Origin of the sequence: Bradyrhizobium sp. 142, assembly GCF_023074015.1 — a bacterium.
Lineage (GTDB): Bacteria > Pseudomonadota > Alphaproteobacteria > Rhizobiales > Xanthobacteraceae > Bradyrhizobium.
Map to the genome: position 1 here is coordinate 1 of NZ_JADPKQ010000320.1, position 24,660 is coordinate 24,660.

21 protein-coding genes and 6 pseudogenes are annotated in these 24,660 nt (G+C 59.8%); 10 read left to right on the forward strand and 17 right to left on the reverse strand.

The annotated features are described in order from the left end of the window. Positions 1 to 265: 265 nt before the first annotated feature. Both IVA82_RS29045 and IVA82_RS29050 read right to left on the reverse strand, forming a co-directional pair. Positions 266 to 1,123 carry an SDR family oxidoreductase gene (locus IVA82_RS29045; RefSeq protein WP_247387784.1) on the reverse strand — a complete coding sequence of 286 codons (858 nt, stop codon included), beginning with the start codon at positions 1,121 to 1,123 and terminating at the stop codon, positions 266 to 268. Between the two features lie 235 nt (positions 1,124 to 1,358). Next, a complete protein-coding gene (locus IVA82_RS29050) occupies positions 1,359 to 2,429 on the reverse strand; it encodes an ROK family protein (protein WP_247493661.1) in 1,071 nt (356 codons plus the stop codon). Positions 2,430 to 2,735: 306 nt separating this feature from the next. On the opposite strand from IVA82_RS29050, the gene IVA82_RS29055 reads away from it, so the two are divergent. Beyond that, a complete protein-coding gene (locus IVA82_RS29055) occupies positions 2,736 to 3,251 on the forward strand; it encodes a ferritin-like domain-containing protein (RefSeq protein WP_247387757.1) in 516 nt (171 codons plus the stop codon). 20 nt (positions 3,252 to 3,271) lie between these two features. Here the strand turns inward: IVA82_RS29055 and IVA82_RS29060 are convergent, their stop codons facing one another. Genes IVA82_RS29060 through IVA82_RS29075 form a run of 4 tightly spaced genes read right to left on the reverse strand, consistent with a single transcriptional unit; the run spans position 3,272 to position 5,316 of the window. Continuing rightward, positions 3,272 to 3,754 (reverse strand): DUF3147 family protein, encoded by a 483-nt coding sequence (locus tag IVA82_RS29060; RefSeq protein WP_247387758.1) that lies wholly within the window; start codon positions 3,752 to 3,754, stop codon positions 3,272 to 3,274. Next, the gene (locus IVA82_RS29065) at positions 3,751 to 4,098 is read right to left on the reverse strand and encodes a DUF3147 family protein (protein ID WP_247387759.1); all 348 of its coding nucleotides are present in this window, start codon (positions 4,096 to 4,098) and stop codon (positions 3,751 to 3,753) included. The genes IVA82_RS29060 and IVA82_RS29065 overlap by 4 nt, the downstream gene beginning before the upstream one ends. After that, positions 4,095 to 4,700, reverse strand: coding sequence for a cupin domain-containing protein (locus tag IVA82_RS29070; protein ID WP_247387761.1), 606 nt, complete (start codon positions 4,698 to 4,700; stop codon positions 4,095 to 4,097). The genes IVA82_RS29065 and IVA82_RS29070 overlap by 4 nt, the downstream gene beginning before the upstream one ends. Further along, on the reverse strand, positions 4,687 to 5,316 hold the full coding sequence (locus IVA82_RS29075) for a phosphatase PAP2 family protein (protein ID WP_247387762.1): 630 nt from the start codon (positions 5,314 to 5,316) through the stop codon (positions 4,687 to 4,689). Before IVA82_RS29075 ends, IVA82_RS29070 begins: the two co-directional genes overlap by 14 nt. 269 nt (positions 5,317 to 5,585) lie before the next feature. Here IVA82_RS29075 and IVA82_RS29080 point away from each other — a divergent pair, with 269 nt between their 5' ends. Genes IVA82_RS29080 through IVA82_RS29090 form a run of 3 tightly spaced genes read left to right on the forward strand, consistent with a single transcriptional unit; the run spans position 5,586 to position 7,897 of the window. Then, positions 5,586 to 6,140, forward strand: a complete 555-nt coding sequence (locus tag IVA82_RS29080) for a diguanylate cyclase (protein ID WP_247387764.1) — start codon at positions 5,586 to 5,588, stop codon at positions 6,138 to 6,140. 3 nt (positions 6,141 to 6,143) lie between these two features. Beyond that, positions 6,144 to 7,418 carry an SDR family oxidoreductase gene (locus tag IVA82_RS29085; RefSeq protein ID WP_247387765.1) on the forward strand — a complete coding sequence of 425 codons (1,275 nt, stop codon included), beginning with the start codon at positions 6,144 to 6,146 and terminating at the stop codon, positions 7,416 to 7,418. Next, positions 7,418 to 7,897 carry a DUF2269 domain-containing protein gene (locus IVA82_RS29090; RefSeq protein ID WP_247387766.1) on the forward strand — a complete coding sequence of 160 codons (480 nt, stop codon included), beginning with the start codon at positions 7,418 to 7,420 and terminating at the stop codon, positions 7,895 to 7,897. The genes IVA82_RS29085 and IVA82_RS29090 overlap by 1 nt, the downstream gene beginning before the upstream one ends. A gap of 162 nt (positions 7,898 to 8,059) precedes the next feature. Here the strand turns inward: IVA82_RS29090 and IVA82_RS29095 are convergent. Beyond that, positions 8,060 to 9,012: pseudogene (locus tag IVA82_RS29095) on the reverse strand (cation diffusion facilitator family transporter). 131 nt (positions 9,013 to 9,143) lie between these two features. After that, a complete protein-coding gene (locus IVA82_RS29100; RefSeq protein WP_247387768.1) occupies positions 9,144 to 9,926 on the reverse strand; it encodes an SDR family NAD(P)-dependent oxidoreductase in 783 nt (260 codons plus the stop codon). Positions 9,927 to 10,092: 166 nt separating this feature from the next. Here IVA82_RS29100 and IVA82_RS29105 point away from each other — a divergent pair, with 166 nt between their 5' ends. The 3 genes from IVA82_RS29105 to IVA82_RS29115 all read left to right on the forward strand — a co-directional run bounded on the left by IVA82_RS29105 (position 10,093) and on the right by IVA82_RS29115 (position 13,133). Next, positions 10,093 to 11,268: a zinc-dependent alcohol dehydrogenase gene (locus tag IVA82_RS29105; protein ID WP_247387769.1), complete on the forward strand. Its 1,176-nt coding sequence runs from the start codon at positions 10,093 to 10,095 to the stop codon at positions 11,266 to 11,268. A 15-nt stretch (positions 11,269 to 11,283) separates the two neighbouring features. Beyond that, complete coding sequence (locus tag IVA82_RS29110; RefSeq protein WP_247387771.1) at positions 11,284 to 11,826, forward strand: hypothetical protein; 543 nt, start codon at positions 11,284 to 11,286, stop codon at positions 11,824 to 11,826. Positions 11,827 to 12,338: 512 nt separating this feature from the next. Then, positions 12,339 to 13,133 (forward strand): tripartite tricarboxylate transporter substrate-binding protein, encoded by a 795-nt coding sequence (locus IVA82_RS29115; RefSeq protein WP_247387772.1) that lies wholly within the window; start codon positions 12,339 to 12,341, stop codon positions 13,131 to 13,133. Here the strand turns inward: IVA82_RS29115 and IVA82_RS29120 are convergent. Both IVA82_RS29120 and IVA82_RS29125 read right to left on the reverse strand, forming a co-directional pair. Further along, positions 13,112 to 13,375 (reverse strand): hypothetical protein, encoded by a 264-nt coding sequence (locus tag IVA82_RS29120; protein ID WP_247387773.1) that lies wholly within the window; start codon positions 13,373 to 13,375, stop codon positions 13,112 to 13,114. The genes IVA82_RS29115 and IVA82_RS29120 overlap by 22 nt on opposite strands. 150 nt (positions 13,376 to 13,525) lie before the next feature. Then, a pseudogene (locus IVA82_RS29125) lies at positions 13,526 to 14,048 on the reverse strand (Rieske (2Fe-2S) protein). Positions 14,049 to 14,520: 472 nt separating this feature from the next. Here IVA82_RS29125 and IVA82_RS29130 point away from each other — a divergent pair. Continuing rightward, positions 14,521 to 15,588 (forward strand): glutamate-cysteine ligase family protein, encoded by a 1,068-nt coding sequence (locus IVA82_RS29130; RefSeq protein ID WP_247387775.1) that lies wholly within the window; start codon positions 14,521 to 14,523, stop codon positions 15,586 to 15,588. A gap of 1 nt (position 15,589) precedes the next feature. Here IVA82_RS29130 and fetB read toward each other — a convergent pair. Both fetB and IVA82_RS29140 read right to left on the reverse strand, forming a co-directional pair. Next, positions 15,590 to 16,389, reverse strand: a pseudogene (fetB, locus tag IVA82_RS29135) (iron export ABC transporter permease subunit FetB). Beyond that, entirely contained in the window at positions 16,386 to 16,928 is a 543-nt protein-coding gene (locus IVA82_RS29140; RefSeq protein ID WP_247493662.1) for an ATP-binding cassette domain-containing protein, read from the reverse strand. The pseudogene fetB and the gene IVA82_RS29140 overlap by 4 nt, the downstream one beginning before the upstream one ends. Positions 16,929 to 17,221: 293 nt before the next feature. Between IVA82_RS29140 and IVA82_RS29145 the strand changes: the two genes are divergently transcribed. Further along, the gene (locus IVA82_RS29145; RefSeq protein ID WP_247387778.1) at positions 17,222 to 18,283 is read left to right on the forward strand and encodes a DUF3182 family protein; all 1,062 of its coding nucleotides are present in this window, start codon (positions 17,222 to 17,224) and stop codon (positions 18,281 to 18,283) included. A gap of 66 nt (positions 18,284 to 18,349) precedes the next feature. On the opposite strand, the gene IVA82_RS29150 is transcribed toward IVA82_RS29145, so the two are convergent. From IVA82_RS29150 to IVA82_RS29165, 4 genes and pseudogenes are all read right to left on the reverse strand, one after another. Further along, on the reverse strand, positions 18,350 to 18,796 hold the full coding sequence (locus IVA82_RS29150) for a hypothetical protein (RefSeq protein ID WP_247387780.1): 447 nt from the start codon (positions 18,794 to 18,796) through the stop codon (positions 18,350 to 18,352). A 73-nt stretch (positions 18,797 to 18,869) separates the two neighbouring features. Further along, complete coding sequence (locus IVA82_RS29155; protein ID WP_346658780.1) at positions 18,870 to 19,571, reverse strand: APC family permease; 702 nt, start codon at positions 19,569 to 19,571, stop codon at positions 18,870 to 18,872. Between the two features lie 769 nt (positions 19,572 to 20,340). Continuing rightward, positions 20,341 to 20,607 carry a hypothetical protein gene (locus IVA82_RS29160; protein WP_247387783.1) on the reverse strand — a complete coding sequence of 89 codons (267 nt, stop codon included), beginning with the start codon at positions 20,605 to 20,607 and terminating at the stop codon, positions 20,341 to 20,343. A gap of 54 nt (positions 20,608 to 20,661) precedes the next feature. Then, a pseudogene (locus IVA82_RS29165) lies at positions 20,662 to 20,901 on the reverse strand (IS256 family transposase); the annotation flags it as partial. A gap of 223 nt (positions 20,902 to 21,124) precedes the next feature. Here IVA82_RS29165 and IVA82_RS29170 point away from each other — a divergent pair. Continuing rightward, positions 21,125 to 21,538, forward strand: a pseudogene (locus IVA82_RS29170) (hypothetical protein). Between the two features lie 35 nt (positions 21,539 to 21,573). Here the strand turns inward: IVA82_RS29170 and IVA82_RS29175 are convergent. Next, positions 21,574 to 21,778 (reverse strand): annotated as a pseudogene (locus tag IVA82_RS29175) (cold-shock protein). Positions 21,779 to 24,660 lie beyond the last annotated feature (2,882 nt).

Genomic DNA, 24,660 nt, shown 5'->3' on the forward strand with positions numbered 1-24,660 from the left:
GAGGCGCTTTATTGTGGCTGCTGGGGATTCCTCTCCCGGTGATCCTGCTGCTTGCGCTGTTCTGGCGTTAGCCAGCAATCGATCGGAGACGATGCCCAAAGCTCGGCGCCAAGACCGGTGCGTGAGGTTGCCGGTTTCAATGGCTGGGTTCGTTGTCTGCGACCGGCACCTGAGAAGAAGCAGGCAGGACGAGAACCGCAGCCATTAGCAATGGTGCGCGCTGGGCGCTACGCCATACTAGGCTTCCGTCTGGTCGCTCTTGAGCTCAGATGAAAGGTTTCCCGCCCGTTACAGCGAGCGTCGCACCGGACGTATAGCTCGAGAGCGGATCGGCCAGCATCACATAGGCGGTTGCGAGCTCAGCCGGTTGCCCGGCTCGTTTCATCGGCACCTGCTTGCCGAAGTTCTTTACCGTGTCCGGCGGCATGGTTGACGGGATCAGCGGCGTCCAGATCGGGCCCGGCGCGACGGCGTTAACGCGTATGCCCTTTTCGGCAAGCATCTGGGCAAGACCGCCCGTAAAGTTCTGGATCGCACCCTTGGTGGTCGCATACGCCAGCAGGATGGGGTTTGGCATGTCGGCATTCACGGAAGCGGTGTTAATGATGGCGGACCCCGACTTCATATGCGCAACGGCCGCCTTGGAGAGATAGAACATCGCATGGATGTTGACCTCGAAGGTGCTCTGCCATTCGTCATCACTGATATCCGCGATATCCTTGAACGCGGCCTGGTGGGCCGCATTGTTGACGAGGATATCGATCCCGCCGAGCTCATCGACGGCACGTTTAATGACGGCGCGGCAGTAATCTGGCTTTCGCAGGTTTCCGGGAAACAAGACAGCTTTGCGGCCTTCCTTCTCGACGAGAGCCTTCACCTCCCCGGCATCTTGATGTTCGTCGAGATAAGAAATGAGCACGTCGGCCCCCTCACGGGCATATGCAATTGCCACCGCTCGTCCGATCCCGCTGTCTCCTCCGGTAATGACGGCTTTCTTGCCTGCAAGACGGCCCGATCCCTTGTAACTTTCCTCGCCATGGTCCGGACGTGGCTTCATCGCCGACGTCGAACCAGGCATCGGTTGCTGTTGGTCGGGATAAGGCGGGCGCGGATAGTCGAGCATGGCATTCTCCCTACGATCAAGGTTAAACGGCGTCTGCGGCGGAAACTCGTTCGCTATAGAGGGCGCGGCGTTCTCGTAAGTTTCGAGCGCAATCTTCTGCGCGAGCATCACGTCGCCGGGCAGACAAAACACCAACAAATGTCCCCGCTCCGCGATGATCGACAAACAACTGGCGGGACGCGACGTTCCTCCGCTCTCCGATATTCTTGCTGTGTCGGCCTGTATAGGGTTAGGCTCAGCGTTCGCCTTTGCCGTTGCGGTTGGTGAAGCGGGCGTTGCCGAGGCCGGTGCCGATCGTCAGCACGCCCCAACATTTCACGTTCTGCATGAACGGGACCTCGGACAGGCCCTGCACCACGCCGTCGTTATGCATGACGATCGCCGTGTCATGTTCTCCGATCCGAGGGATGGCTTCGACCAGAGTTGCCGGCAAATTGAACTTGCAGCTCTCCCAATTGCCGGGCAGGTTCTGCGCGCCCTTCGCTATCGAGCCGTCGCTCTCGATGACGCCAGGACACGCGATGCCGATGAACGGCGCGAGCTTAAATCCTTCGTTCTCCGCTTTCGCGATCAGGTCCTTGAGCATTTTGACGAGACGCTTGACTGCTTCCTCGCGGCTGGGTTCGTCGTCGGCATGACGCCATAGTTCGGACTTCCACACGCACGCCTTGGTAAGGTCCGGCGCCTTTTTGCGACGCGTTTCCACGACGCCACAGCGGATGTTCGTGCCCCCGATGTCGACGGCAAGGATGGAATCGTGAGCTTCGAAGATCCAGGAGGGAGCAAGATAGAGCGCGCCGATAAGGCCTGCGTCGTCCGGATGGCGATGGATCGGTAGCATCTCGATCTTGAAGTTCTCGGCCTTCAGGATAATTTCGGCGCGCGCTATGGCGAGTTCGCCGAGCCGGCTATTGCTAATGCCGCCGCCCACGACGATGCGCTCGGTCTTATCCCAGGGCTTGGTCTTGAGGAAGCGTCGCGTAACGTGGGCGAGCTCCTGTGCGAAGTCCTCAATCGCGCTCTGCACGACCGCCCAGGCGTCGGTATCGTCGCCGACCAGGATGGCGTCGAGTTCCTTCTTGCTGATGTCTTCGGAAAGCTCCTTGCCGAACGGGTCTTCGCCGGACTTACGCAGCGGCTTGCGCCACTTTTCGAGAGTTTCCCGAAAGGCGCCCTTGCTGGCACGATCCCCAAGAAATCCTTCCTCATCCTTCAGTTCAAGGTTGAAGCTGTCGACCTCGACTGAGGGGAGGCGGGAGGCGCCGTGAGCGGCAATGCCGGTAGCCGTGATCGTTTCGTCAGCCATCTTGAACCCTAGACAAATCGCAAGCAAATGTGCGGCTCGTATCAACGACGGTTAGGTTTATCCCGTTCCTCACCCGGTCTGGCCGAAGACTGAGGCGGTCGAGGAGCAGGCGCGCGGCTTCTCGCGGTCCCCGTCGTGCCCCTCCACCGCAGAACCGCCGCATGGCTGTCGCGGCATATCGTCCCATTGTCCTCGCCCTGAGGGTCGCGACGCATTCCATCTCGATCATCCGAGTGCACGCTTATGGACAGGAACAGCAGCTGGTCAGCGGCGTTCCATTGCATCAATGCCAAAGGAGGCGGCGAAATGGGAATCTTCACAAAGGACATAAAATCGATGGAAGACCTGTTGATTCATGGTCTTCACGATATGTATTACGCCGAGCAGCAGATTATCAAATCGCTGCCCGACATGATCGAAAAAGCGACCAACCGCGATCTTGTCGCCGGACTGAAAGGTCATCTCGAAGAAACCAACAAGCAGGTCGAGCGGCTTCAGAAGGTCTTCGAGAAGCTCGGCAAGCAGCCCAGCGGGACACAGTGTCCGGCGATCGACGGAATCATCAAGGAGGCCGACGAGATCGCCAGCGAGGTTGAGGACAAGGCCGTACTCGATGCCGCCATCGTTGCTGCCGCTCAGGCCGTAGAGCATTATGAGATCTGTCGCTATGGCACACTGATCGCCTGGGCCGAGCAGCTCGGCCACGACGACATCGTGCGCTTCCTCACGACCAATTTGAACGAGGAAAAGGCGGCCAACACCAAACTCAACACGGTGGCGCTGCGTAAGGGCGTCAATGCAAAGGCTTCGACCGCGGCCTGATACGCATCGTACGACCACCCTCAGCGGCTTCGCGGAATCGCGGAGCCGCTGCCTTTTTGTTCGGTCCGCCCTCTCCACATCGACCGCATTTTGCGGCGCACGTACCAGGCTGCCACGGAAATGATCAACCAGGCGAGCGACGAGCCCATGAAGGCGGCTGCGATGCTGCTTTCTGCCATCAAGGAAAAGACGACCGCAAAGGCCAGCATGCCGAGCGCCCCAAGTGCGGCGCCGGCGGAGTCGACCGCGGCCGCCATTTGCCCGCGGCGCTCGCCGGCGAGGCCCGCCTCTCGCTTGCGGCGGATTTCGTGCTTCTCGATCAACGTGGCGCTGGCGCAGAAGATCGCCGGAAGGCCAAGGAAAAGGCCGCCGATCGAGGCTCCATAACGGCTGCTGACGAGACCGGTGAAGACGGTCGCGGCGCCGCCGAGCGCGAACCGGATTAGATATTCGTACCAGCGGCCCTCCTTGAGAGATGACGGCGAGAAGCGGACCGGCGTCATGACTGCGCCCCGGCGAGGATCAGCACGCCGAAGGCCGCGATCAGCCAGGCGACGAGGGACAGCAAAGTGGCTGGCAACGCTCTTAGCCGCGCGCGAGCGAGGATTTGACAAACGACGACGCTGTAGGCGGCGAGTCCAATCGCTCCCGCAATCATCGCCTGAGTTTGCAGGGACGCATAGTGGGCCCCGTGCTGGTAGACCGCGATTCCAAGCGTGGCGAGCGCAACTGACGGTGCTGCTGCGAAAAGACCGGCGAAGCTCTTGGGACGCAGGAGGTCTCCCAGCATCGCGAAGGCCGATACCACGGTGCCCCCGACGAGGAACCGGATGACGTACTCGGTCATTTCGCGTTTCTCCACAGTTTCGCGAGCGGCCCGTCGGCGCCGTAGACCGGATCTTTGCGCGGTGGCGGCACCTTCGGAATGCTCTTGAGGGCGCGTGGACGGTCCTCTACCGTCGTACATTCGTCGTAGGTGCCCACCGGCGGATAGGCGCCGACGACGAGGAGGTCATCGTCTGCCCTCAGACATTGATGCCCCGTACCGGCCGGCAGAACAGCGATGTCGCCAGCCTTCAACGTGAAAATCCTTCCCTTCTTGCCGCCAAAGCGAACGCGCCCCTTTCCGCGTGCAATGCCGAGCACCTCATGGATCCGGGAATGGTAATGCACGTAGTCGTAGATGCCGTCGCGCCAAGCGTCGCCCCAACCGTTTGCCTCAAATAGATCCTCGATCACCGCGGCCGCGTCGTGTCGCGCGTCGAGGTTGACTGCGCTGCGATAGAGGACCAGCGGCCATCGCGGATGATTCGGGACGAGACCGTCATCCTTGAAGCGGACAGTGTGGGGCTTTCGCACCTGCGCAAGATCCATGGCCTTGCGCTTGCCCGGGCGCCGCAGACCGGTCGCACGCTCCGCATATCCCTTCAGGTCCTCAAGGGTCGGCATGATCGTTGTCCATTGAAGTATCGCCGGGATAGCCGGTCCAAACTCGGAGGCTCCGTTCGAGAACCGCCCCCAAGGCAAAACCCGCAACGACATCGCTCGCCCAGTGCGCCAGAACCACTATGCGCGTCAGCGCGAGCCCAACCGCAAGCGCGCGGATCGCCTGGCGGGGGCCGGCCGGCAACGCGCCGGCCGCCGATGCCAAGGCCCCCATGTGCAGCGCGTGGCCGGAAGGAAAGGCATCCTCACGTTTCCCGGAAAACGGGACGCCATGGAGGTGCCCGACCACAGTTCTGCGGTCCGGACGGGTCTGGTCAAAGAGACGCTTCAAACCGTGAGGCAGCAGCGATGCCGCGACCGTGACCAGCAGCGCATGGTTGCCGGCGCGCCGCAGCGGCTCGCCCCGCCCGCGCGACGCAAGCCAACCAGCCGCCGCCAGGGCCAGAAGGACCTTCTCGTCGGCGCCCCAAGTCAGGGCGCGGGCTACCATCTCCGGAGCCGGCGCAGTGTTGCGGGCGATAAAGCGTGCTGCCACGACATCCGCTCTGGTCGGCCGGACGGTGACCGGAAAGCTTGGCCCTCTAAGGCGACTTGCTGACACTCTAGCAATTTTGAACATGATTCAAAGGATGGTAAGTACCTTTCCAACGCGCCGCGTGCCAACAAGGTCCTCCATATCGCGCCGTCGGCATCGCCCTCGTCGCTGATCCGACCACCAATAAAAGGGTTAGTTGCGTGGCCTGCTGGCTCCGAAAATGGAGAGCATCGGCTCACGCGGCTATAAGTCCATCAAGCACGCGCCCGCAGCGAGCTTCTCGCGAGTTCCGACATGAGGAACGTTCGTGCGGACACCGATTTATCCGTCCAGGCGATGCAAAGGAGCCTGATATGGGGCCCGACGAGGTCCTGCGGGGAATGTTGATGTATTTCGTACTGCCGCTTTGGCTGGCTGCCGGCTTTGCCGATTATCTCTGCCATCGCGCCGCACATATCGAAAAGACAAGCGGCTGGAAGGAGTCGATCCTGCACCTTCTTCAGTTTGCCGAAATGGCCATTCCGGTGCTGGCTGCGCTCTTCTTCGAAATTACCTCCGGCGTGATTCTGGTCATAATCGCGTTTCTGATACTTCATGAAGCGACTGCAATTTGGGACGTTCGCTACGCATCGGCCATGCGCGAGATCTTGCCGGCCGAGCAGCACGTCCACAGTGTTCTCGAAATGCTTCGTCTGACAGGATTGCTGCTGGTCATTGCACTTCACTGGTCGGCTTTCACAGCATTGTTCGGCTTTGGCACGCCGGCTTTTTCATTCACGCTGAAGCAGCATCCGCTACCCGTTCCTTACATCGTAACCATGCTGGTCCTGACTGCGCTCCTCGAAATTTTGCCGTACGTGGAGGAGTTGATCCGCGGTCTGCGCCACCGGACCGTCCAGCGGGAATAGTCCATGCGGATCCTGATTGTTGGTGGCACGGGTTTTATTGGCTCTGCTATCAGCGCACGGCTTGCCGTTGAAGGGCACGAATGTGTATCGGTGTCCCGCTCCTCCACAGGGCTACAGGGCGACCACCACGTACCCCTAGACCTCGCGCAGACGACGCACGCTGAAACCTGGAAGCCAATTCTCAAAGGCATAGACGCAGTCGTCAATGCAGCGGGAGCCCTGCAGGGACAGGATATGCGGGGCGTTCATATCTCAGGCAGCGGTGCACTTTACGCCGCTTGTGAAGCGGAAGGTATTCGGCGGGTGATCCTTCTTTCCGCAATTGGCGCAAATCGGGATGCTGCCAGTATTTTTTCACGCACGAAGCGTGACGGAGAAATCGCTCTCACCTCACGTGACCTCGATTGGGTTGTTCTTCGACCATCGGTGGTGATGGGAAGGGCCGCCTACGGTGGCAGCGCTTTGTTGCGTGGCCTTGCGTCATTGCCCGTTTTGCCCGTCATGCCTGACACCGCGCCCATCCAGCCGGTGCACATTGATGATGTTGTCGAAACCGTCGTCTTTTTCTTGAGGCCCGACGCACCTTCCCGCGTCGCACTCGATTTGGCAGGGCCACGGCAGATGATTTTCAGCGATGCGGTCGCGCTCTTGCGCCGCTGGCTGCGGTGGCAGCCCGTCCATCGTTTGAACTTGCCTTCGTGGGTTGGTTCGACGTTTTACCTGATGGGAGACCTCGCTCAAGTACTAGGCTGGCGAACCCCTATCAACACGACTGCCCAAACTGAAATGCGACGCGGGGCCACTGGCGACCCTGAGCCGTGGTATCGCGCGACGGGAATCCGACCGCGCGATATCGAAGCCGCGCTCGCGAGCGAACCCGCGTCAGTGCAGGACCGATGGTTCGCAAGGCTCTACGCGCTAAAGCCACTGATATTTGGTATCTTTGGCCTATTCTGGATCGTTACTGGTATCATTTCGCTCGGTCCGGGCTGGGACATTGGCATGTCCCTGCTCCGAGAAGGCGGGTCGGAAGGAAACGTCGCGGTCCTCACTGTTGTCGCAGGAGCCCTTGCGGACATCGTGATCGGCCTCGCCATCCTGTTTCGGCCATTTAGCCGCTATGGCTTGTGGGCCGCACTTATCATCTCTCTCGTTTACATCGTAATAGGAACAACACTGGTGCCGCGCCTGTGGAGCGACCCGCTCGGCCCCATGCTCAAGATCTGGCCGGTGCTGATGCTCAATTTGGTCGCGATGGCGATCCGTGAGGACCGTTGATGTTCTACCTTCTCCTCAAGACGGTCCACGTCATCGGGGCATCCGTTCTGCTTGGTACCGGTGCCGGCATCGCCTTTTTCATGCTTGTCGCGCACCTTCGCAACGAGCCCCAGGAGGTGGCCGGCGTCGCGCGGACTGTCGTGCTGGCCGACTTCGTTTTTACCGCAACCGCCATTGCATTTCAGCCGATTACAGGGATTTGGCTCGCGTGGTCGAGCGGATATTCTCTCGCAGATGGTTGGATTGCAGTTTCCATTGTGCTCTATCTTGTCACAGGCGCTTTTTGGCTACCTGTGGTGTGGATGCAAATACGCATGCGGGATCTTGCCGTACTTGCCGTCAAAACAAACTCACCGTTGCCCGATCAGTATACGCGTCTATTCCGATGGTGGTTTGCTTTCGGCTTTCCCGCGTTCGTGGCGGTACTGATTATCTTCTGGCTGATGATCGCGCGTCCCGCCGTTCCATATTGGGATTAGGCTGACTACCTGTGAATAGGGCATCCGAAAACGGAAGGCAGAAGTTCCCCCGCGCCTGCTCGACATGAGCGCGCTTGTCGATTTCTGTCGTTCGGCTTCGATGGCGTCTGCCGGCCTGGCGCAGCTGACGCACCAGCCGGCTCTCCATCGAGCTCGTGCAGACTAGGACCTTCCTCCCCGGCGTGTGGCCCGAACGGCGTGAAAGTGCGCGTTCGTCTGCGGCTTGATGAACAGGGCTGCGACTTTCGGATGATGCTTGCGGATTTCTCTTTCGAGCGAAATCACGCACTGCTCGATATCGTCGGCGCGCTTCTCGTCGGCGAATTCGACGCTGAGCGCGGCGACAACCTCGTCGGGGATAATTGCACCGTCAGGAGGCCGTTCGCCCGGAGCACACCGGGTGAGCGGCGGGCGATCTCGAGGATCGATTGCGCGAGCTCAGGGTGCGCCGGCTCGCCGATCAGCAGACTCTTGCTCTCGCGGGCGAGCCCGACGGACGTGATGCCGAGGAGAATCCCGATCAGGATCGAGCCGACGCCATCCCACGCCGGTTGCGACAGCCACACTGCCGCCGACGTGGCGGCGGCCGCAACGACGATGCCAACTAACGCCGCGCTGTCCTCGAGCAGCACCATGAATGCGGGCGGGTCTTTGCTGCGAACAAAGGCCTGATAGTAACCAAACCGCGCGGCGTCCGACTGGAAACGACGCAGGGCAACCAGCCACGAGCCGCCCTCGAACAGGAACGACAGCCCGAGCACGATGAAGCTGACGATGGGATCCTCGATCGGCTCGGGCGCGGCGACGTGAACGATACCCTGATAGAGCGAGATGCCCGAGCCCAGCGCGAAAATCAGCAGCGCGACGATGAAGCTCCAGAAATACAATTCGCGCCCGTAGCCAAGTGGATGGGATTCGTCCGCCGGGCGGCTCGCACGACGGTAGCCGTAGAGCAGCAACACTTCGTTGGAGGTATCGACGATCGAGTGCACGGCCTCGCTCGTCATCGCCGAGCTTCCCGTCCAGACGGCGGCACCAATCTTGATGACCGCGACGAGGACATTGCCGGCGAGCGCGGCATACACGGTGGTCCTCGATGACGATGCGGCGGCCATGTTCACCATGGCCAGTCCTCCCTCTGCAATCGGCGGACCGCAGCCCGCTACACAGATATTCGGTGCTTCCGTTTGCACAGCGGGGACGGGACACACCGTCTGCGGTCGCCGCGAGTTCGTGCACGCTCGCGTTACGACTTTGCCGTGCCTGGCTCGGCCATTTTGCGGTGCTGCTTGGCCAGCATCTCGTTCGGTGTGATGTTGGCGACCGTCGCCTGGATCTTATTCTTCAGTCCAGTGACGATGTCGGCGTCACCGCGCAGCATTGCATCGAAGCCGGCCTTGGCGACCTCGTAGGCATTATCCTTCGGCTCGGTGCCGACCTTAGTGTCCATCATGTCGGCTCGGCGGAAGAATTCGGTGTCAGTGGCTCCGGGCATCAGGCAAGTGACGGTGATGCCGCTGTCGCGCAGCTCTTCGCGCAGAGCGTAGGAGAATGAGTCAAGAAAGGCCTTGGAGGCGTTGTACACGGCCTGGAAGCTGCCGGGCGTGAACCCGGCGATTGAGCCCGTGATCAGAATGCGCCCCGAGTTGCGCCGCAGTATCTCGTTGCCGGCGCGATGGATCAGGTAGAGCGTGCCGGTGATGTTGGCGTCGACGATACGTCTGATCCGGCCAAAGTCCTGATCTAGAAACGCCTTGCCGAGGCCGACGCCGGCGTTGGCGAGCAACGCATCGATCGGCCGGTCCCCGACTGCAGCACAGAGCTCGTCCAGGCCCTCGGTCGTGGCGAGATCGGCCTCGACCGGCTCCACGCTGACGCCAAGCCTGCGGAGATCGACGGCCACCATCTCGATCGCGGGCTCGTCTGCCGCGATGACAAGGTTGAAACCTGCTTGAGCACAGCACCGGGCGAGTTCCAGGCCGATACCGGTCGAGGCGCCGGTGACGACGGCGAATTGATTCGCGGGCATAGGGCATATCCTTGCGGATTGGGATGATGACGCCCAATCGCCCGGACGGCCAGCCGTTCCTATTTGCGCACGAGGCCCGGTGCAGTGCGACGAATTTGCGCGTCGCGTAGCAACCATCGTTCATTCCTGGACTTAGATGCCACGTGGTTGAGCCGGGAGGACTGAGATGAAGGCGCTGGTTTGGCATGGCAAGGAGGACATTCGCTGCGACACGGTCACCGATCCCGAGATCCAGGACCCCCGCGACGCCATCATCAAGGTCACGAGCTGCGCCATCTGCGGCTCCGACCTGCATCTCTTTCACAATTTTATCCCGGGGATGCTGCCGGGCGATATCATGGGCCACGAGACCATGGGCGAGGTGGTCGAGGTCGGTTCCGGTGTCGATGGCAAAATCAAGAAGGGCGACCGCATCGTCGTGCCCTTCACGATCATTTGCGGCGAATGCGACCAGTGCAAGCGCGGCAATTTCTCGGTCTGCGAAACCACGAATCGCAAGCGGCATCTCGCGGACAAGGTGTTCGGGCACACGACCGCTGGCCTCTTCGGCTACACGCATCTCACCGGCGGCTATCCGGGCGGCCAAGCCGAGTATCTGCGCGTGCCCTATGCCGATGCCACGCACATCAAGGTTCCCCCTGGCATTCCCGACGAGCAGCTGTTGTTTCTCAGCGATATCTTCCCGACCGGCTGGCAGGCCGCCGTGCAATGCGACATCGAGCCGACCGATACGGTCGCGATCTGGGGCTGCGGGCCCGTGGGGCAGATGGCGATCCGCAGCACAATCCTGCTCGGCGCCAATCAGGTGATCGCGATCGACTGCCTGCCCGAGCGGCTCAGCATGGCGGAAGCCGGAGGCGCCACTACGATTAATTTCGAGACCGAGAGCGTCCTTGAGCGCCTGAAGGAGCTTACCGACGGCAAGGGACCCGAAAAGTGCATTGACTGCGTCGGCATGGAATCGCACGTGGTGGCGTCCCTGCCCGACACCCTGCTCGACCGCGCCAAGCAGATGGTGATGCTGGAGAGCGATCGGCCGCACGTGCTGCGGGAAATGATCTATGTATGCCGGCCCGGTGGCATCATTTCCGTGCCCGGGGTCTATAGCGGCCTTTCCGACATGCTCCCGATGGGCGCGTTCATGAACAAGGGGCTGACGATGCGCACCGGCCAGACCCACGTCAACCGCTGGACCGACGATCTGCTCCGCCGCATCGAGGACGGCGAGGTCGATCCGTCCTTCGTCATCACCCACACCGTGCCACTCAGCCAAGGCCCCGAAATGTACCAGGTGTTCCGTGACAAGCGGGACTCCTGCGTCAAGGTCGTGCTGAAGCCTTGAGGGAGCGAGTCTGACATGTTTCACTTCTCCAACATCGTGCGCACCAAGGGCGATCCAAAGATCCTCGAGGGCGGGCCGAGCCTGAAACGACCGGAAGACCAGCTCACCCGCGCGCTGGGCTGGTTCAGCATCGGTCTCGGCGCCGTGGAATTCCTTGCCCCAAGGCGCGTCACCGAAATGCTGGGCATGGAAGGCCGCGAGACGCTGGTCCGTGCGTTCGGCGTGCGGGAGATCCTTGCCGGGATCATGTCGCTTTCGGTCGACAAGAACGCCGGCCTCTGGGCTCGTGTCGGCGGCGACGGCCTCGATTCCGCCGCGCTGCTCTCCGGACTGACATCGGACAATCCGAAGAAAGGCAATATCGCGCTGGCGCTCCTGATGGTCGGAGGCATCGCCATGCTCGACTATCGCGCCGCGCAGGACACCAAACCGCGGCGGCCGCCGCGCGAGGCAAGGCGCAAGCTTTATCCAAACCGCAGCGGCTTTCCCAAGGGGCTGGCGAACGCCAGAAGCGGTGCGAAGCAGATCGCAGCGCACGCCACGGCGGAGCGATCCTGAGCCGGCCCGAGAGGCAAACTGGAGCGGGGTGAATTCAGGCAATGACCGCCGAATCCCGTGACGAACGTGCGTGGTGGCAATCCGCAGTCATCTATGAAATCGTCGGCGGGCGTGTGCTTAGTGGGATGCGTATTCTCTTCGCGACACCGAAGTCTCAGCCTCTATCGAAGTAGACGGCCTCGCCGCCGTCGGAGGCTCCTCCTCGCGCTTTGCGGGACTTTGCTGATATTCGCGTCATCATCCTGCTCCCGACCACGATGGCATTCGCTGACTTTCACGTCGACAAATGCCACCAAAACATATGGCGCGGATGCGACTTCCGCGATCGCGTCGAGCTACAGCGTGTCCGGATATCAGAGCGGCGTCAGCGACGCTTTCGTTGGCGACAGCGCGAGCTCCGTGTTCACCGGCAATCCCGTCGTGACGTCGAGCGGGTCGGCTGCGAGCGCCACGACGCCGAAATCCACAGTGCCGATCGCAAGGATGAGGTCGGTGACGTCGCTACCGATTCTATGCGTTCCAGCGCCGTCTTATCGGGCTTCGCGTCGGCGCAAACCTATCCGTCGCGCCCGGTGCGCATCATCGTGGGCTTTGCCGCAGGCGGGCCGAACGACATCCTCGCGCGCCTGATCGGGCAATGGTTGTCGGAGCGGCTCGGCCAGCCATTCGTGATCGAGAACCGACCGGGCGCCGGCAGCAATATCGCCACGGAATCGGTCGTGCGCGCAGCTCCGGACGGCCACACGTTGCTGCTGGTCGGCACGCCGAACGCGATCAATGCGACGCTTTACGAGAATCTCGATTTTAATTTTATGAGGGATATCGCGCCGGTCGCGAGCTTGATCCGCGGCGCGCTGGTCATGGTGGTACATCCATCGGTTCCGGCCAATACATTGTCCCACGACCTCCTCGGTTCAACTGGAAAGACCACGCTCGATTGTCGTGTCACCACGCAGATTGACACCCCGAACGAGGTATTCGACACGTATGGTCGGCTGGTTGGCGATATTGAGGTCACGGTCAACGGTAAGCTTCTAAACCTAAATCACTGGTTGGTTGAACAAGGTTGGGCTTATCCCACGTTCTACTCCAGCATGACCAATGATGAGATCAATGCGCTCCTTGCGCTCGCAAAGACCACGCGATCGAACAAGACGCTGGTTTGGAAGTTCTTGTCCAAAACCGCTGGCCCCTTCGATTTCAATCTGCGTGAACCGCCGGTCGGCAACACTAGTGTGTTGGCCACCGATAAGGGGCCTGCGATCTTTCCGAAGCTGTTTCGACGCTACACGAACTTCTCGCCGTGAAAGAAGGCGAAGATAACCAGCGCAGAATTTTCAGGCATTTCTTGTGGCCGGATCAGGTGGAAAGCCCGATATCTGTTTCGAAACTGCTGACTTCCTGGCGAATGGTGTTCATTCGGCCGACTGCCCACAATTTTGCGGACTTTGTCGTGGGTGGGAAAACAATCAAGTTTCAGCCAGATGGCCTGGTTTTCAAGGAGGCTCCTTCCACGTTGCTCGGGCCGGACAACAAACCCATCGGCCATTTCTAAGTCTCGGTAAACGCTCTCCGCTTCTTCTCAAGTTCCGGCATGGCAAGCCAATGATGGCCTCTCACAATGTGTAGAGGCCTGCTCACGCTTTCCGGGACACAGTTCTTCCTCGCGCTGGTGAAGCAGTAAGTTTGGACGCCAGGGTCAACCTCCCGATTGGCCGCCAACTTTCCCTGCAAATGATCCGGCTACCACAAACATACCGTCGGCAATCGCCATCGGAAGCGCTGCCAAAGCGCCGGGGCGCCGGCCCAAATACAACCTGCGCACCCTGACGAGGGTCATACTCGGAATTGTGGCAAGGGCACTTGAGGACATACTCGCCGCCCTGCTCCGCCTTTACCCACTCTGAGACTGGGCATGCGGCGTGGGCGCAAATCGCCGAATAGGCAACGATGCCCTTAGCCGCACGAGCTCGCGTTGCATCGTCAAGGTCGCTCGCATCGAGTTTTGGAACCAGGATCTCGTTGAGCCGCGATCCATTTCGGATCACCAACGTCTTCGAATCCTTTGGCCAAGCCCGTAGCGGGGGCCCGCCAAGCTTGAGGTCACCGGGCTTGATGATTTCGCCCTCGTGCTCTCCGTTTGAAAGCACAAGCGTATCGCCTTTCTGCGGTCGCTCATCGCTGCCGGGCTGGTCTTCGGCGGCGACAGATCTTGTCGCCATGCACGCGCCAGCAGCGAGAGCCGTCACAAGAAGCGAACGCCGCTTTTGATCATGACAAGGCACTCTTCGCTTCCACACCGACCACGGGATCGAGTGAGCAATTTTGAGAACCGTCGAAATGAAGGCGACCAACCGCTGGATTTTGGTGCCGTTTCTCAACAGCATGTTCAATTCACCGCTTTGACTGTCCACTTGTGCTAGAATTTCCAATGTGTTGTTCCGAACGCGCAGTCCCCGGCACGGCGCGGTCAGGCCATGTAATTCCAGTGGGCCTGATTGCTCGAAAGCAACGCCGAAAATTCCCCGCGCTCAGGGGGCGGGCCTTACAAGAGAACCTCACCTCCTCTAGGATCTTCACAACGAGTTGATCACAGCGTGCGGAAGGCCGGCCTGTAACGACCGTTATCGTACAGCGTCCGCAGGAGTGGCTCCGGCATCGACGGACGTGTGGTGTCTTCAGAGCCAAGATCAAATGAACCCCCAGCGCTCAGATTTTCATTTTGGCTTGGAAACGGAGTTTCTTCTGGTCGACGCAGCGTCATGCCGTCCCTTATGGCATCCGGGGCTTCGGTTCGAGGAACTCAACGCAATTCTAGAGGCAATTGACGTCGGCGATTTCGACCAGGAGGGGCTTGATCTCATCCCCCTTCACCGCAAAAGAATGCCCTTCGTTGTCGAGGGCTATCAACTTCCCGGCCCGGATTTGAAGCCGATGGCATTGTTGCCGAAGGGGGTCGAGATTCGTACTCCTGTGTGCAGCTCAATCGAAGAGTGCGTCAACGCATTCGTCGCGCTTCACGGGCGAATGCAACGATCTCTCTCCGAGCGCGGATACCGCGCCGCAACACTCTCCTTTCACCCGATTGAGGACCATTTTGAAGGGCCGCAGAACAAGCGGCGATACGATCACTGGCAGTGGGCCATGGAGGCCATGACCACGTACGGTCCGGATATTAATATCAGCGTGCCATCGGAGGTAGCGGAACGACTCGATCTTCACGAACTCCACGGCAAAGTGAATTATTACGCCCCTGCCCTCACCGCCCTCACGGTTGCCTCACCTTTATATCGTGGTGATCTTTGGCGCATTCGGGGTCACGTTGGAAAGTCTGTGCGCACCTATCACCGCAGCACCATTGCACCAGCTGTTTCCATTCATCCAAAGGAACACCTGCGTCTCGAATTCAAGCCATTCGAAATGACTCCATATCGCGTCGACTACCATGGGTATTTTCTGCTGTGGCTTGCATTGATCCTTGACGAGAGCTTGCTGGGACGGGCGACGGAGCAAACGCGAATCTACGACTTGGGACAGGTTGCACGGTTTGGCCTTTATGCCGAGAGTGCCTGCAAGCGCGCTCATGAAGTCCTATCGAAGGCACCGAGCGCGCTGGGCCACTGGGGCTTCGATTGCCAAGCGCTGGATCACTTTCATACTCGGCTGGAGACCGGCCGAGTCCCCGCCGACGACATCATCGATCTTTTCGAAACTGAACAATCCATCCCGAACGTGTTACGTGATCTCCTCGATCTACGATGACTCATGGAAAGCTTTCGCCGGCGATCCGGTCCAGGCGCAATCGATGCCGATGGTCGGTGAGCAGACGTCCACCACCGATGACTGCCGCAAGTTTTCCCAGGCCCGTTCCGCCCGCAATGAGAAACATGACCAGCAGCTGATATTTGACCGCGTCCACCGGTTCGACGCCCGCAAGGATCTGGCCGGTCATCATTCCCGGCAGGGACACCAGGCCAATTGCCGCCATGCCGTTGATGGTCGGCATAAAGCCGCTTCGTAGCGCATCCCGGATCACCGGCAGAAGCGCCTGATACCGCGTACCTCCGAGCGCGCGACAGGCTTCTACGGCGGCTCGTTCGCGCACTACACCATTGGTGAGCACATCCAAGCCCAGGCTTATGCCGGTCATGGTATTGCCCAGGATCATTCCCAACAACGGCAGAGCATAGCGTGGATGATACCAGGAGTCAGGACGAAGCTAGGTGAGAAGTGAAAACATCGTGACGGTGCCGGCGGCCAATAAGGTGCAGCCTGCGCCCAAGCCGTAGGTCCAAAGACCCTGCAGACGTCGCCTGACGAACGACGATCTCGCGCGATGCGAACAGAACCATGATGAAGGCCGCGAGCGCAGTCCAGAACGGGACACGGCAATAGAAAGGTGAGCACATATCCAACGAGCACAAGCTGAACCACCATTCGCACGCTCGCCAGCGCAAGTTGCCGCTCAAGCTTGAGCTGCAGCGCAAGCGAGAGTGCGCCGTTCATGACCACAAGGAGCGCAGGCAGGATCAGGTCATTGTAACCCAGCGGAATATAAGTCAAGGCGAGCGCTCCTCGATATGACCGCCGCTCGCCATCATGAACAAACGAGACCCGACGCGGCGCGCCTGGGCGGTATTGTGAGTGCTCCACACGACACTTGTGCCGGTCGACACACGCTCAGCAACGATGGCTTCGACTGAGGCAGTCGACGCCGCATCGAGCGCCGACGTCGGCTCATCCAGCAAAAGCACGCGCGAACGCAGCAGCAGGGCGCGCACAAGTCCAAGCCGTTGCATCTCGCCGGTGGAAAGTCTGCGGACGGGCCAACTTCCGCAGTTCGACGGCAGCCCCAGCTGTTCTGCCAGCGCTACCGCCGGACTCCACGCAGTAAAGTGCTCCTGCACTGTATCCGCCCACCACCCCGGTTCAGCAGCGACGTAAGTTACTTGCTTCCGCCAAACGGGAGCCGGCATGGAGTCCCTGGATATGCCGTCCAGCTTGACGGAGCTCTCATTCGGATCATCAGCAATGGCGCGCAGCAGCAAACTCTTGCCGACGCCGGACGGGCCTTGCAGCGCAATACATTCTCCATCGGTCAACTCAATGAAAGAGAGATGTGTAGGCGCCTCAGCGGGTTGACGGTCAGCATGGCGTCTTTGACCCTTTAGCGCGACTTGCGGCGGCGATCTCACTTACTACGTAGTGGAACGGGGGTCTGCAGTCTCCCCGTCAGACGGGTTCCGTCCAAGCACTGACCAATGCTCGATTGTCGAGATGGTTGCGCATGGATCGCCCCAAGTACTCTCCCCTGTTTCACCGGAAATCGGACCGGACACGACCATCAGCGGCGTGCACCGCGGTGGCCATCCATTTCCCTCGGCTAAGCGCTCCGATGTACACCCACGAGAAAATCACGCTCTCGGAGGTGGCCAAGAGCATCGCTCGCCTCGATGGCTACCGATTCGCGGGTGAATACGATCCGGAGATACATGTGGCCGCCAGCCTCTTTTTCGTTCCGAGCGACACGCTCATGCGCGACGAGGCACGGAATCTCGGAATTGTCTCCTCGCATCAGTTTTATGGCGCCGTGGTGCCATATCCCTTCATCAAGACCAAAGCCATCACGCATTGCCTGGCAAGCAAGCATGCGGCACGGCCGCGCGGCTGGTCATCTGCGTTCGCATACAGCGTCCAAAATGCCGTTATGCCGGGCTACACCGCCTTCAGCGCTGACGATGCAACATTGGCCGCCAAACGACTGCTGACGCTGGGGCCGGTTCGCGTGAAGGAGCCACTGGGCGACGGCGGTCACGGGCAAACCGTTGTCAGGAGCATTGCTGAGCTAAGCGCGTACCTAGAGAACGTCCCGGCCGAGAGGCTCGCCTCTCATGGTCTCGTGCTCGAGACCAATTTACATCGCGTAATAACGCGAAGCGTCGGCTGCACGTTGATCGGCAATCGGTCGATCGCCTATCATGGCACCGAGCGATCGGTTACCAACAATCAGGGGCTCCTGGTCTATGGCGGCTCGCACCTAATTTGCGTTCGCGGTGGCTGGTCAGCACTCGAAAATCTCCCCATGGAAACCGAGGCGAGGCTCGCCGTAAATCAAGCTCGAGTATATGACCACAACGCTGCCAAATATCCCGGCTTCCTGGCCTCGCGCCGTAACTATGATGTCGGGCAAGGCATTGACGGGCGCGGGACATGGCGCTCAGGCGTGTTTGAGGCATCATGGCGCTCAGGCGGCGCGAGCACCGCTGAACTCACCGCTCTGACTGCATTCGCCGATGATCCCAGCCTACAAGCGGTCGAGACAGCATCCGTCAAGGAATATGGAAAGCCACGCAGAATCCCTGCTGGCGCAGCCGTTCATTTCCAAGGTGAGGATCCGGAGGAGGGTCCGCTGCTCAGATACACGACGGCGGCACGAGCGCTGCGCCAAATGGCGTAGGCTGTAGAAGGCTCAGACACAAGATGCGAGCACATGACGCCGCAAGAATTTTGCCTGCCGGCCGCGTCAAGCAGACCGCCATTGCGGGTGCATACCAAGGACCAGGCGCGCCAGCGTCAATATGATCAGCGTTCCGGCCGCAGCGAGGACAGCGACGTGAGGCATCGCAATGGTCAATCCGATGCAACCCACGATTCCGTACCAGGATATGATCGGCGAATAGAGGCGCTTCCGAACCGGCAGATGAAGCGCGGCATAATGCGTAATAAAATACCACACGAGCATAAAGGAGCCACCAACTTCGATGAGTGACCGAAGATCAAAAATGAGGGCTGCGCTTGCGCTGAGCAGGCCAAGGCCGATGATGGCACGACGAGGCGTTCGTGATCGCTGGTGAAGTTTTCCCAACCAGCTGGGAAGCTCATGAGCCTCAACCATCGGCAGAACGACGCGCGAAGCACTCAGCAGATCGCCCAAGATCTCCGCAAGCGCGGCGACGATCGCGCCTGCCAAGACGACCCATTTTCCCCACGGGCCGATTGCTTTCAGCGCGGCAGCGAGCAGAGGGGTATCCTGCGACCCGAGCTCATCTGCCCCGAGCACACCGAGAGTAATTGCGGCCGATAAACATGATCGCTGCGATTGCTACGCCGCCGATGATAGCGACCGGAATGGTACGAGGCGGTTCCTTGACCTCTCCGGCCATGATGGCCATCCGCATAAAGCCATCCCAAGTCCAAAAAAAGATAGCCGCCCCACTGGCGACGCCCGTAAGTCCATTAGCACCTAAGACTGGCACAAAATGGCTCCGGTCGATCGCGTGTAGCGAGAACGCTCCGTAAATCGAGAGCAACACGATGACCAACAGCAGAAGGCTGATGAGCACTCGCGACGTCAGCTGGATTCCAAATAGGTTCAGAATCGTGATGGCCACAATCCCAGCTGCCGCGGCGACGTGGACACGGATATCCGGAATGACCTGCGCCAGGTAAGTGGCGAAGGCAAGTGCTATCACGCTCATCGAGATGAGGTTCTTCCCGAGATATCCGCAGCCTGCGATGAACCCGAGCGTAGGGCTGTGGACATCGCGCGCCCAGGTGAAAGCGCCTCCTTCAGTCGGATTGTTCACACCCAATTGGGCGGCGCTGATACCGGTCGCGAGGGCTACGCTGCCTCCGAGGAGGATGGCTATCAGGATGCCGCTTCCTGCAGCCGCGGTGGCGGCGCCGGTAGCGGCAAAGATACCGATGCCAACCATCATACCGGCTGTGAAGAGTGTAGCCGTTATCGGCCCGAGCTCGCGTCTTAAGCTGTGTTGTCGCCCACCTTATCCATGTGAGCTTCGTCCGGACGCGCTCATGGCTAAATGCAATGCGAGTTGTGTACGGCGGCGCGAACCTACTCGGTCTAAGTCCAGGCGCGCCGCTTACCGCTATAATCCTCCACAGCGCCGTTCTGTTAGTAGTCGGACCGACTGGAGAAAATCGGTGATCCTTCTCACGCAAGTTGTAAAACAGATTGGACACCAGATAGGTCTTGCCCGTCGCGCTGGCTGGTCGATCTCCCGTTTTGGACGATCCTTGGCATTCTCTATTCAGTGACTACCATTTCCGGCCGGCCGACCGCTCGTAGACCGGTATCGGTGAGCGGCGGTAGAATTCCCGTCCGCGGGATGGCTCAATTGGACCCAAACCGTTCGGATCATCGGTTGTGCGCACCTTAATCGAAGCGGAACGGCGAAAGTCAACCCGGCGCGAATTTCGCTAAGCGGGTGGCCGTTGGTCAACGCGTGGCGATACGCCACATCGAAAGACAGCTTATCGCTAACCTGCCAGATCAGTCCCACCAATCCCGAAATTGTCTCCTCCAGGCCAAAGTCCTTCTCGTAAAACACCTCTGCGACCGGCCGCACCTTCCACTTCGATGGACCTTCGATGATGCTTCCGACGAATACATCGGCGCGATGCTCCCGCGTCAGAAGCGTTTCCAGATTGAAGTGAACCGTACCCCAATCCCAGCGCTGGGACACGATCCCGGCCCAACTTAGGCCAGCACCGCTATTGCCCGTGCTGTCCGGCAACAGCACTCCGGAATTCGGTCGCTACACTCGGCCCTGTCTTGTCCTGAAGGCTGCCGGGCAGCACGACGTGCTTCAGGAACGCGCCGGCATCGATTAGTTCGGTCGGTCCCGAAGGCGACAGTGGCGTTTCACCTCGTTCTTCGAAGACCGCCTCACATCCTTCGCTCAATCCGATGTTCAGGACGGTCCACGGCGCAATGAGGGTGTAGGTACCTTGCTCGCGCTGAACGCCCGCGGGCTGCAATTCGATCTCAAGCTCGCCCGAGCTATCGCCAAATTTTGGTGACGGCCGGGCCGGTCAGGCGGCGGCGGTTATGGGCTGACGGTCGGTCGGCTTGGCGATGACCTCGATCCCGTCGTTGAATGTCACACCAAGAACGAGTTTTGGCAACTGGTTGTGGCCATCGAGACGGCGCCAGCTTTTCTGCGCGCCCTCGACGAGTTTGAAGACCATGGCGAGCGCGGTCCCGTTCGACAGACAACCCTTCGACCGGATGGTGCGGTGGCGCACGGTGGCGAAGGTGCTTTCGATGGGGTGCCCCGCTGCGCAAGACTTCTGTGAGTTGGTCGTCGAAGATTCCTGGCTGAATCAGCTGGATGACGTTATCGTTGGACACGGCATATCGCTCCTTCGGTGGAGAAGTGGAGGCGTCAAGCACCCCCACGATATGCCGCCTTCCCGATTCCCGCCGTCACCAACTTTGGGCGATAGCTCTTTGCTGCGAGGCGCTACCTACTGCGGTCCTCGGCATTGATAGTGGATGGGCACGAAGTCGCGCGAGTACCTGTTTGGAGCCACGGTCCGCATCCTCGCGGAGCGGGCTAGAGACGCGCGTAAGGATGCGGATGGTTTGGCCTGCCAGGCATGGAATGCTCGCATGCTGGGCCTTCCAGGGGCCCGCGCAGCCCTCTCCAGCGCTTGGGGATGCTCTGAACGCCGGGTATCGCTATCTCGAAGTGAAGTGCTTGGGGTGCGACACCCATCAGACTGTCGCGCTCGACATCGTGAGGCGCCCGAAAACGACCCCGGTGCACGAGCTGGAGCGCTACATGCGCTGTCGGCACTGTTCGGAATTCCAGGGCCGCCCGTTCAAACGAGCCACTTGATCGCTCTTCGAACCACCAAGATCTCGGCCACGAACCCGGCCGGTCGGTATGGTGCAGAAGAGCGATAGCGAACGCCCGCAACGGCTGACGCTGGTCGGCCGGTCTAACCCACTCTTAGATTTTCGGCAGAGGTCTTGCCCCGGTTTTCGGTTTCTTCGTAGCTGACCTTTGCAACCTTCGTTGAGGCCGCTGAGCCCGGCTCGTTCAACCGCCGAGATGTGCACAAAGACGTCCTTGCCGCCATTGTCCGGTTGAATGAATCCGTAACCCTTAGTTGCGTTGAACCACTTAACAGTACCTGTCGCCACGTCCGCAATCTCCGGTTTGAATTAATAGCGACAGTCTAATGCGGCCTGGCGGTGCCGCGCAAGGACGATGAGATGCTTCAGCGCGCCGGAATGGCAAGCCGCGATGGAGGCACTGATCCTGGTGGCAGAAAGTTGCGGCCCGACGATGTTTGCCCGCACCGGCATCATGCGAGCGGTTAACGCCGGAAAGCCTGATCCCCTCCCTCGCCTCGACGGAAGCATGCGAAGGTCTACCGGGTGATCAAATGAGGAGGCGCGGAACCGAAGCCCGCGGCACGGGCTTTGCTGATGCTTAGCTGCTGGGGATTTCACAGGCCCAGATTGAAACAGGGCGCCGCCGAGACGGCGTATTTCGAGCTCGGCGGCGTATCTTTAGGGACTAGCGGCACAACCGCCCGGCGGGCATGCGCCGCCAGGGGCAATTCGGGGGAGAACCATCATTGAATGAGATCGCGCCTTCACAATCCAGATTTTTCATACGGGAAGGAAGCAAGGGTTGGGTGGTCTATGATCGAGAACGCAGGGGCCCAGCTCTGATCGGGACCGATTTGGCGGCCAACCTTACGATGGAGCAAGCCGAACGCGTGAAGCAGATGCTGACTACTCAGCCGGATCGCAAAATCTAGCCCCTACGGAAGGCAACTGGATCAACTCCGCGGCGAAGCTTCCTGCATTTCACGAGGGCACAAGGTAGACTGGTGGATCGAGCGCGGGGGAAAAGGGACTCAATTTTGCTTTGAGGATGCTCAGGCAAAGAAAGTGTTCGCCTCGATCTGCGAAACTTCGCCGTTCAATGCAGTGAGCTGTAGCAGGCGAAGCCGCCAGCGTGAACCAGCGAGCCCTGCTTTCATCGTTTCAGCCGTCGGCGACGTGTCATCAACCGCTGCCGGTCGCGTTTTCGGGTGGCACGAAAGCGGGACCTTTGTGCGGCTGCTGACGCCCGGCGAGGATCTGCTACGTCAATAGATCAGCGTGAAGGACAACCACACCGCGACGGACGCGCAGAGACAAATTCCAAGATAAGGCAATGCAAGGCGCATCGGGCTTCTCCTCCGAAACGCAAATATGGACGATCAGTGTCTCATGCTTGGAGGACGACAACTAAGGAATCTGGGGTTGCAATCCGCACGCTTTAGGAACCCGCGCAGGGGACGCTGCTTGATACTTGCCGGCTCGCCGCCCGAGCTGGCGGAGCGGCCCCGGCGTCCCCCTTGCATTGAGTTGCCAAGCGGGGGCCGTCTCTCATCCGTCAGGTGACCGCTAGCAGTCCCGTCGCCGGAGCAATGACTCCCGCTTCGAGATCAAGATCCGCCTACGCGCGATTCCGAAAGCGTCGATACCTTTGCGCGATAGGTTCAACGTTCGACAAGTCGCCCTCACCGAGAATCGCAGGAACGAGTTCGTCGTTCACAACCTTCTCCATAAGAAATCGTGCAAGCTTGGAGCGAGAGATTCCGCGTTCCCTTGCTGCCTTTTGTAGATACTCATCTTCCAAAGGAATGACGATGTTCTTGATAGCCACAATATGTCCCCCGTGATGCTACTTGTTTCATATTTGCCCTCGTTTGCTGACCGGCAAAGTTGGTGAGAATTGGAAAGTACTGTGACGATAAACCAACGTATACACGCCGAGTCCTGCAGATGAATGCTTCGTCCATCGAGGGCGCTGCCCTTTAATATGAAAGGATAGGCTCGCCAGCGTGAACCGGCGGATGCTGTGGGCAATTGAAAGCCATCAAATGCGCCCGCCTGCTACTTGCTGAGCACCGCAGGGCGAGCCGCATCACAGATCAACAGGTGGCGTACCAGTCATCAGGAAACGGTAGCAGAGGCCAGGCGCCCGCGTTGTCGTTCGCGACCTCGGGCATGATGTTGATGGCACCCGGCCCACTCAGACCTCTCTCAGTAGGAGTTGAAGAGGGGCACGCAGGAGGCGGACGCCCGCGACCATGGGAGCGCTGTTCGGAAGGGTCTCTGCTGAAGTGCGTAGACTCTGTGGAGGGCATAAAGTGCACCCAGCGCATTTTTAATAGAAATTTAAATATAAAAATGAAATATATTAACTCATTTGCTAGATCAATCTAAATGGTTGAATGGTTTAGAAGGCAGCTGCGGTGCTTTGACGCGGGTGCGTTTTGACTTTTGCTCGTGCCGGGACTCAACAATGGCATTGTTGGAATTAGCACAGTGATGATCGCAGGAGCCCTGCTGGTAGGTGTCGGCCCTATTGGTCTCCTCGTCAGCCGAACGAAGGCGGACCGGGTTGATCGACCTCTAGACGAGCCGATCGACCTGCCGGCCTTGCCCCTCCTCAACTCCAGACCAAAGGACAACCACACACAAGCAGTAGCTCGCGCTCTGCGCTGAGCTTCAAGAACGTATCGCGTCAATCGTGTGGGCAATCAGGATTACGACGCTGACCGCGACGACGATGACTAGCAGCCAAGTGATCACGTTCGTCTCCAGCCATGGAGTTGAACGCGCTCAACCGCGCACAGTCAAAAACAACCAGCCAAAAACTTAATTCGGCGCTGGGGTGAGGTTTCAACGCAACTGTTGCGTCCGCTATCGGCCCTATAGGCGGAATGCAAGGAGGAGAAGAACACCAACAACGCACGCCGCGAGCAAGAGTAAGAAAATACCCACGGCACCCTCGACTCACTAGGGGTTCGCAAGTGACCTTATATGATCCGGGGGCGAACCCAAGTGGCGGCCTCAACAATCAATGGAGCGGAAGCGCTGGCTGACTACGTCCGTATATGGCGGCCTGCTTGAAGCGATAATGTGGAGATTGGTCCGACAGAGCGCGTTGGCCTTCCGCGAGCGTATTCGCACTGCCGTTTCTTGTGTTCGTGAGCGCGGCCCACCGACGCGTCAACTGC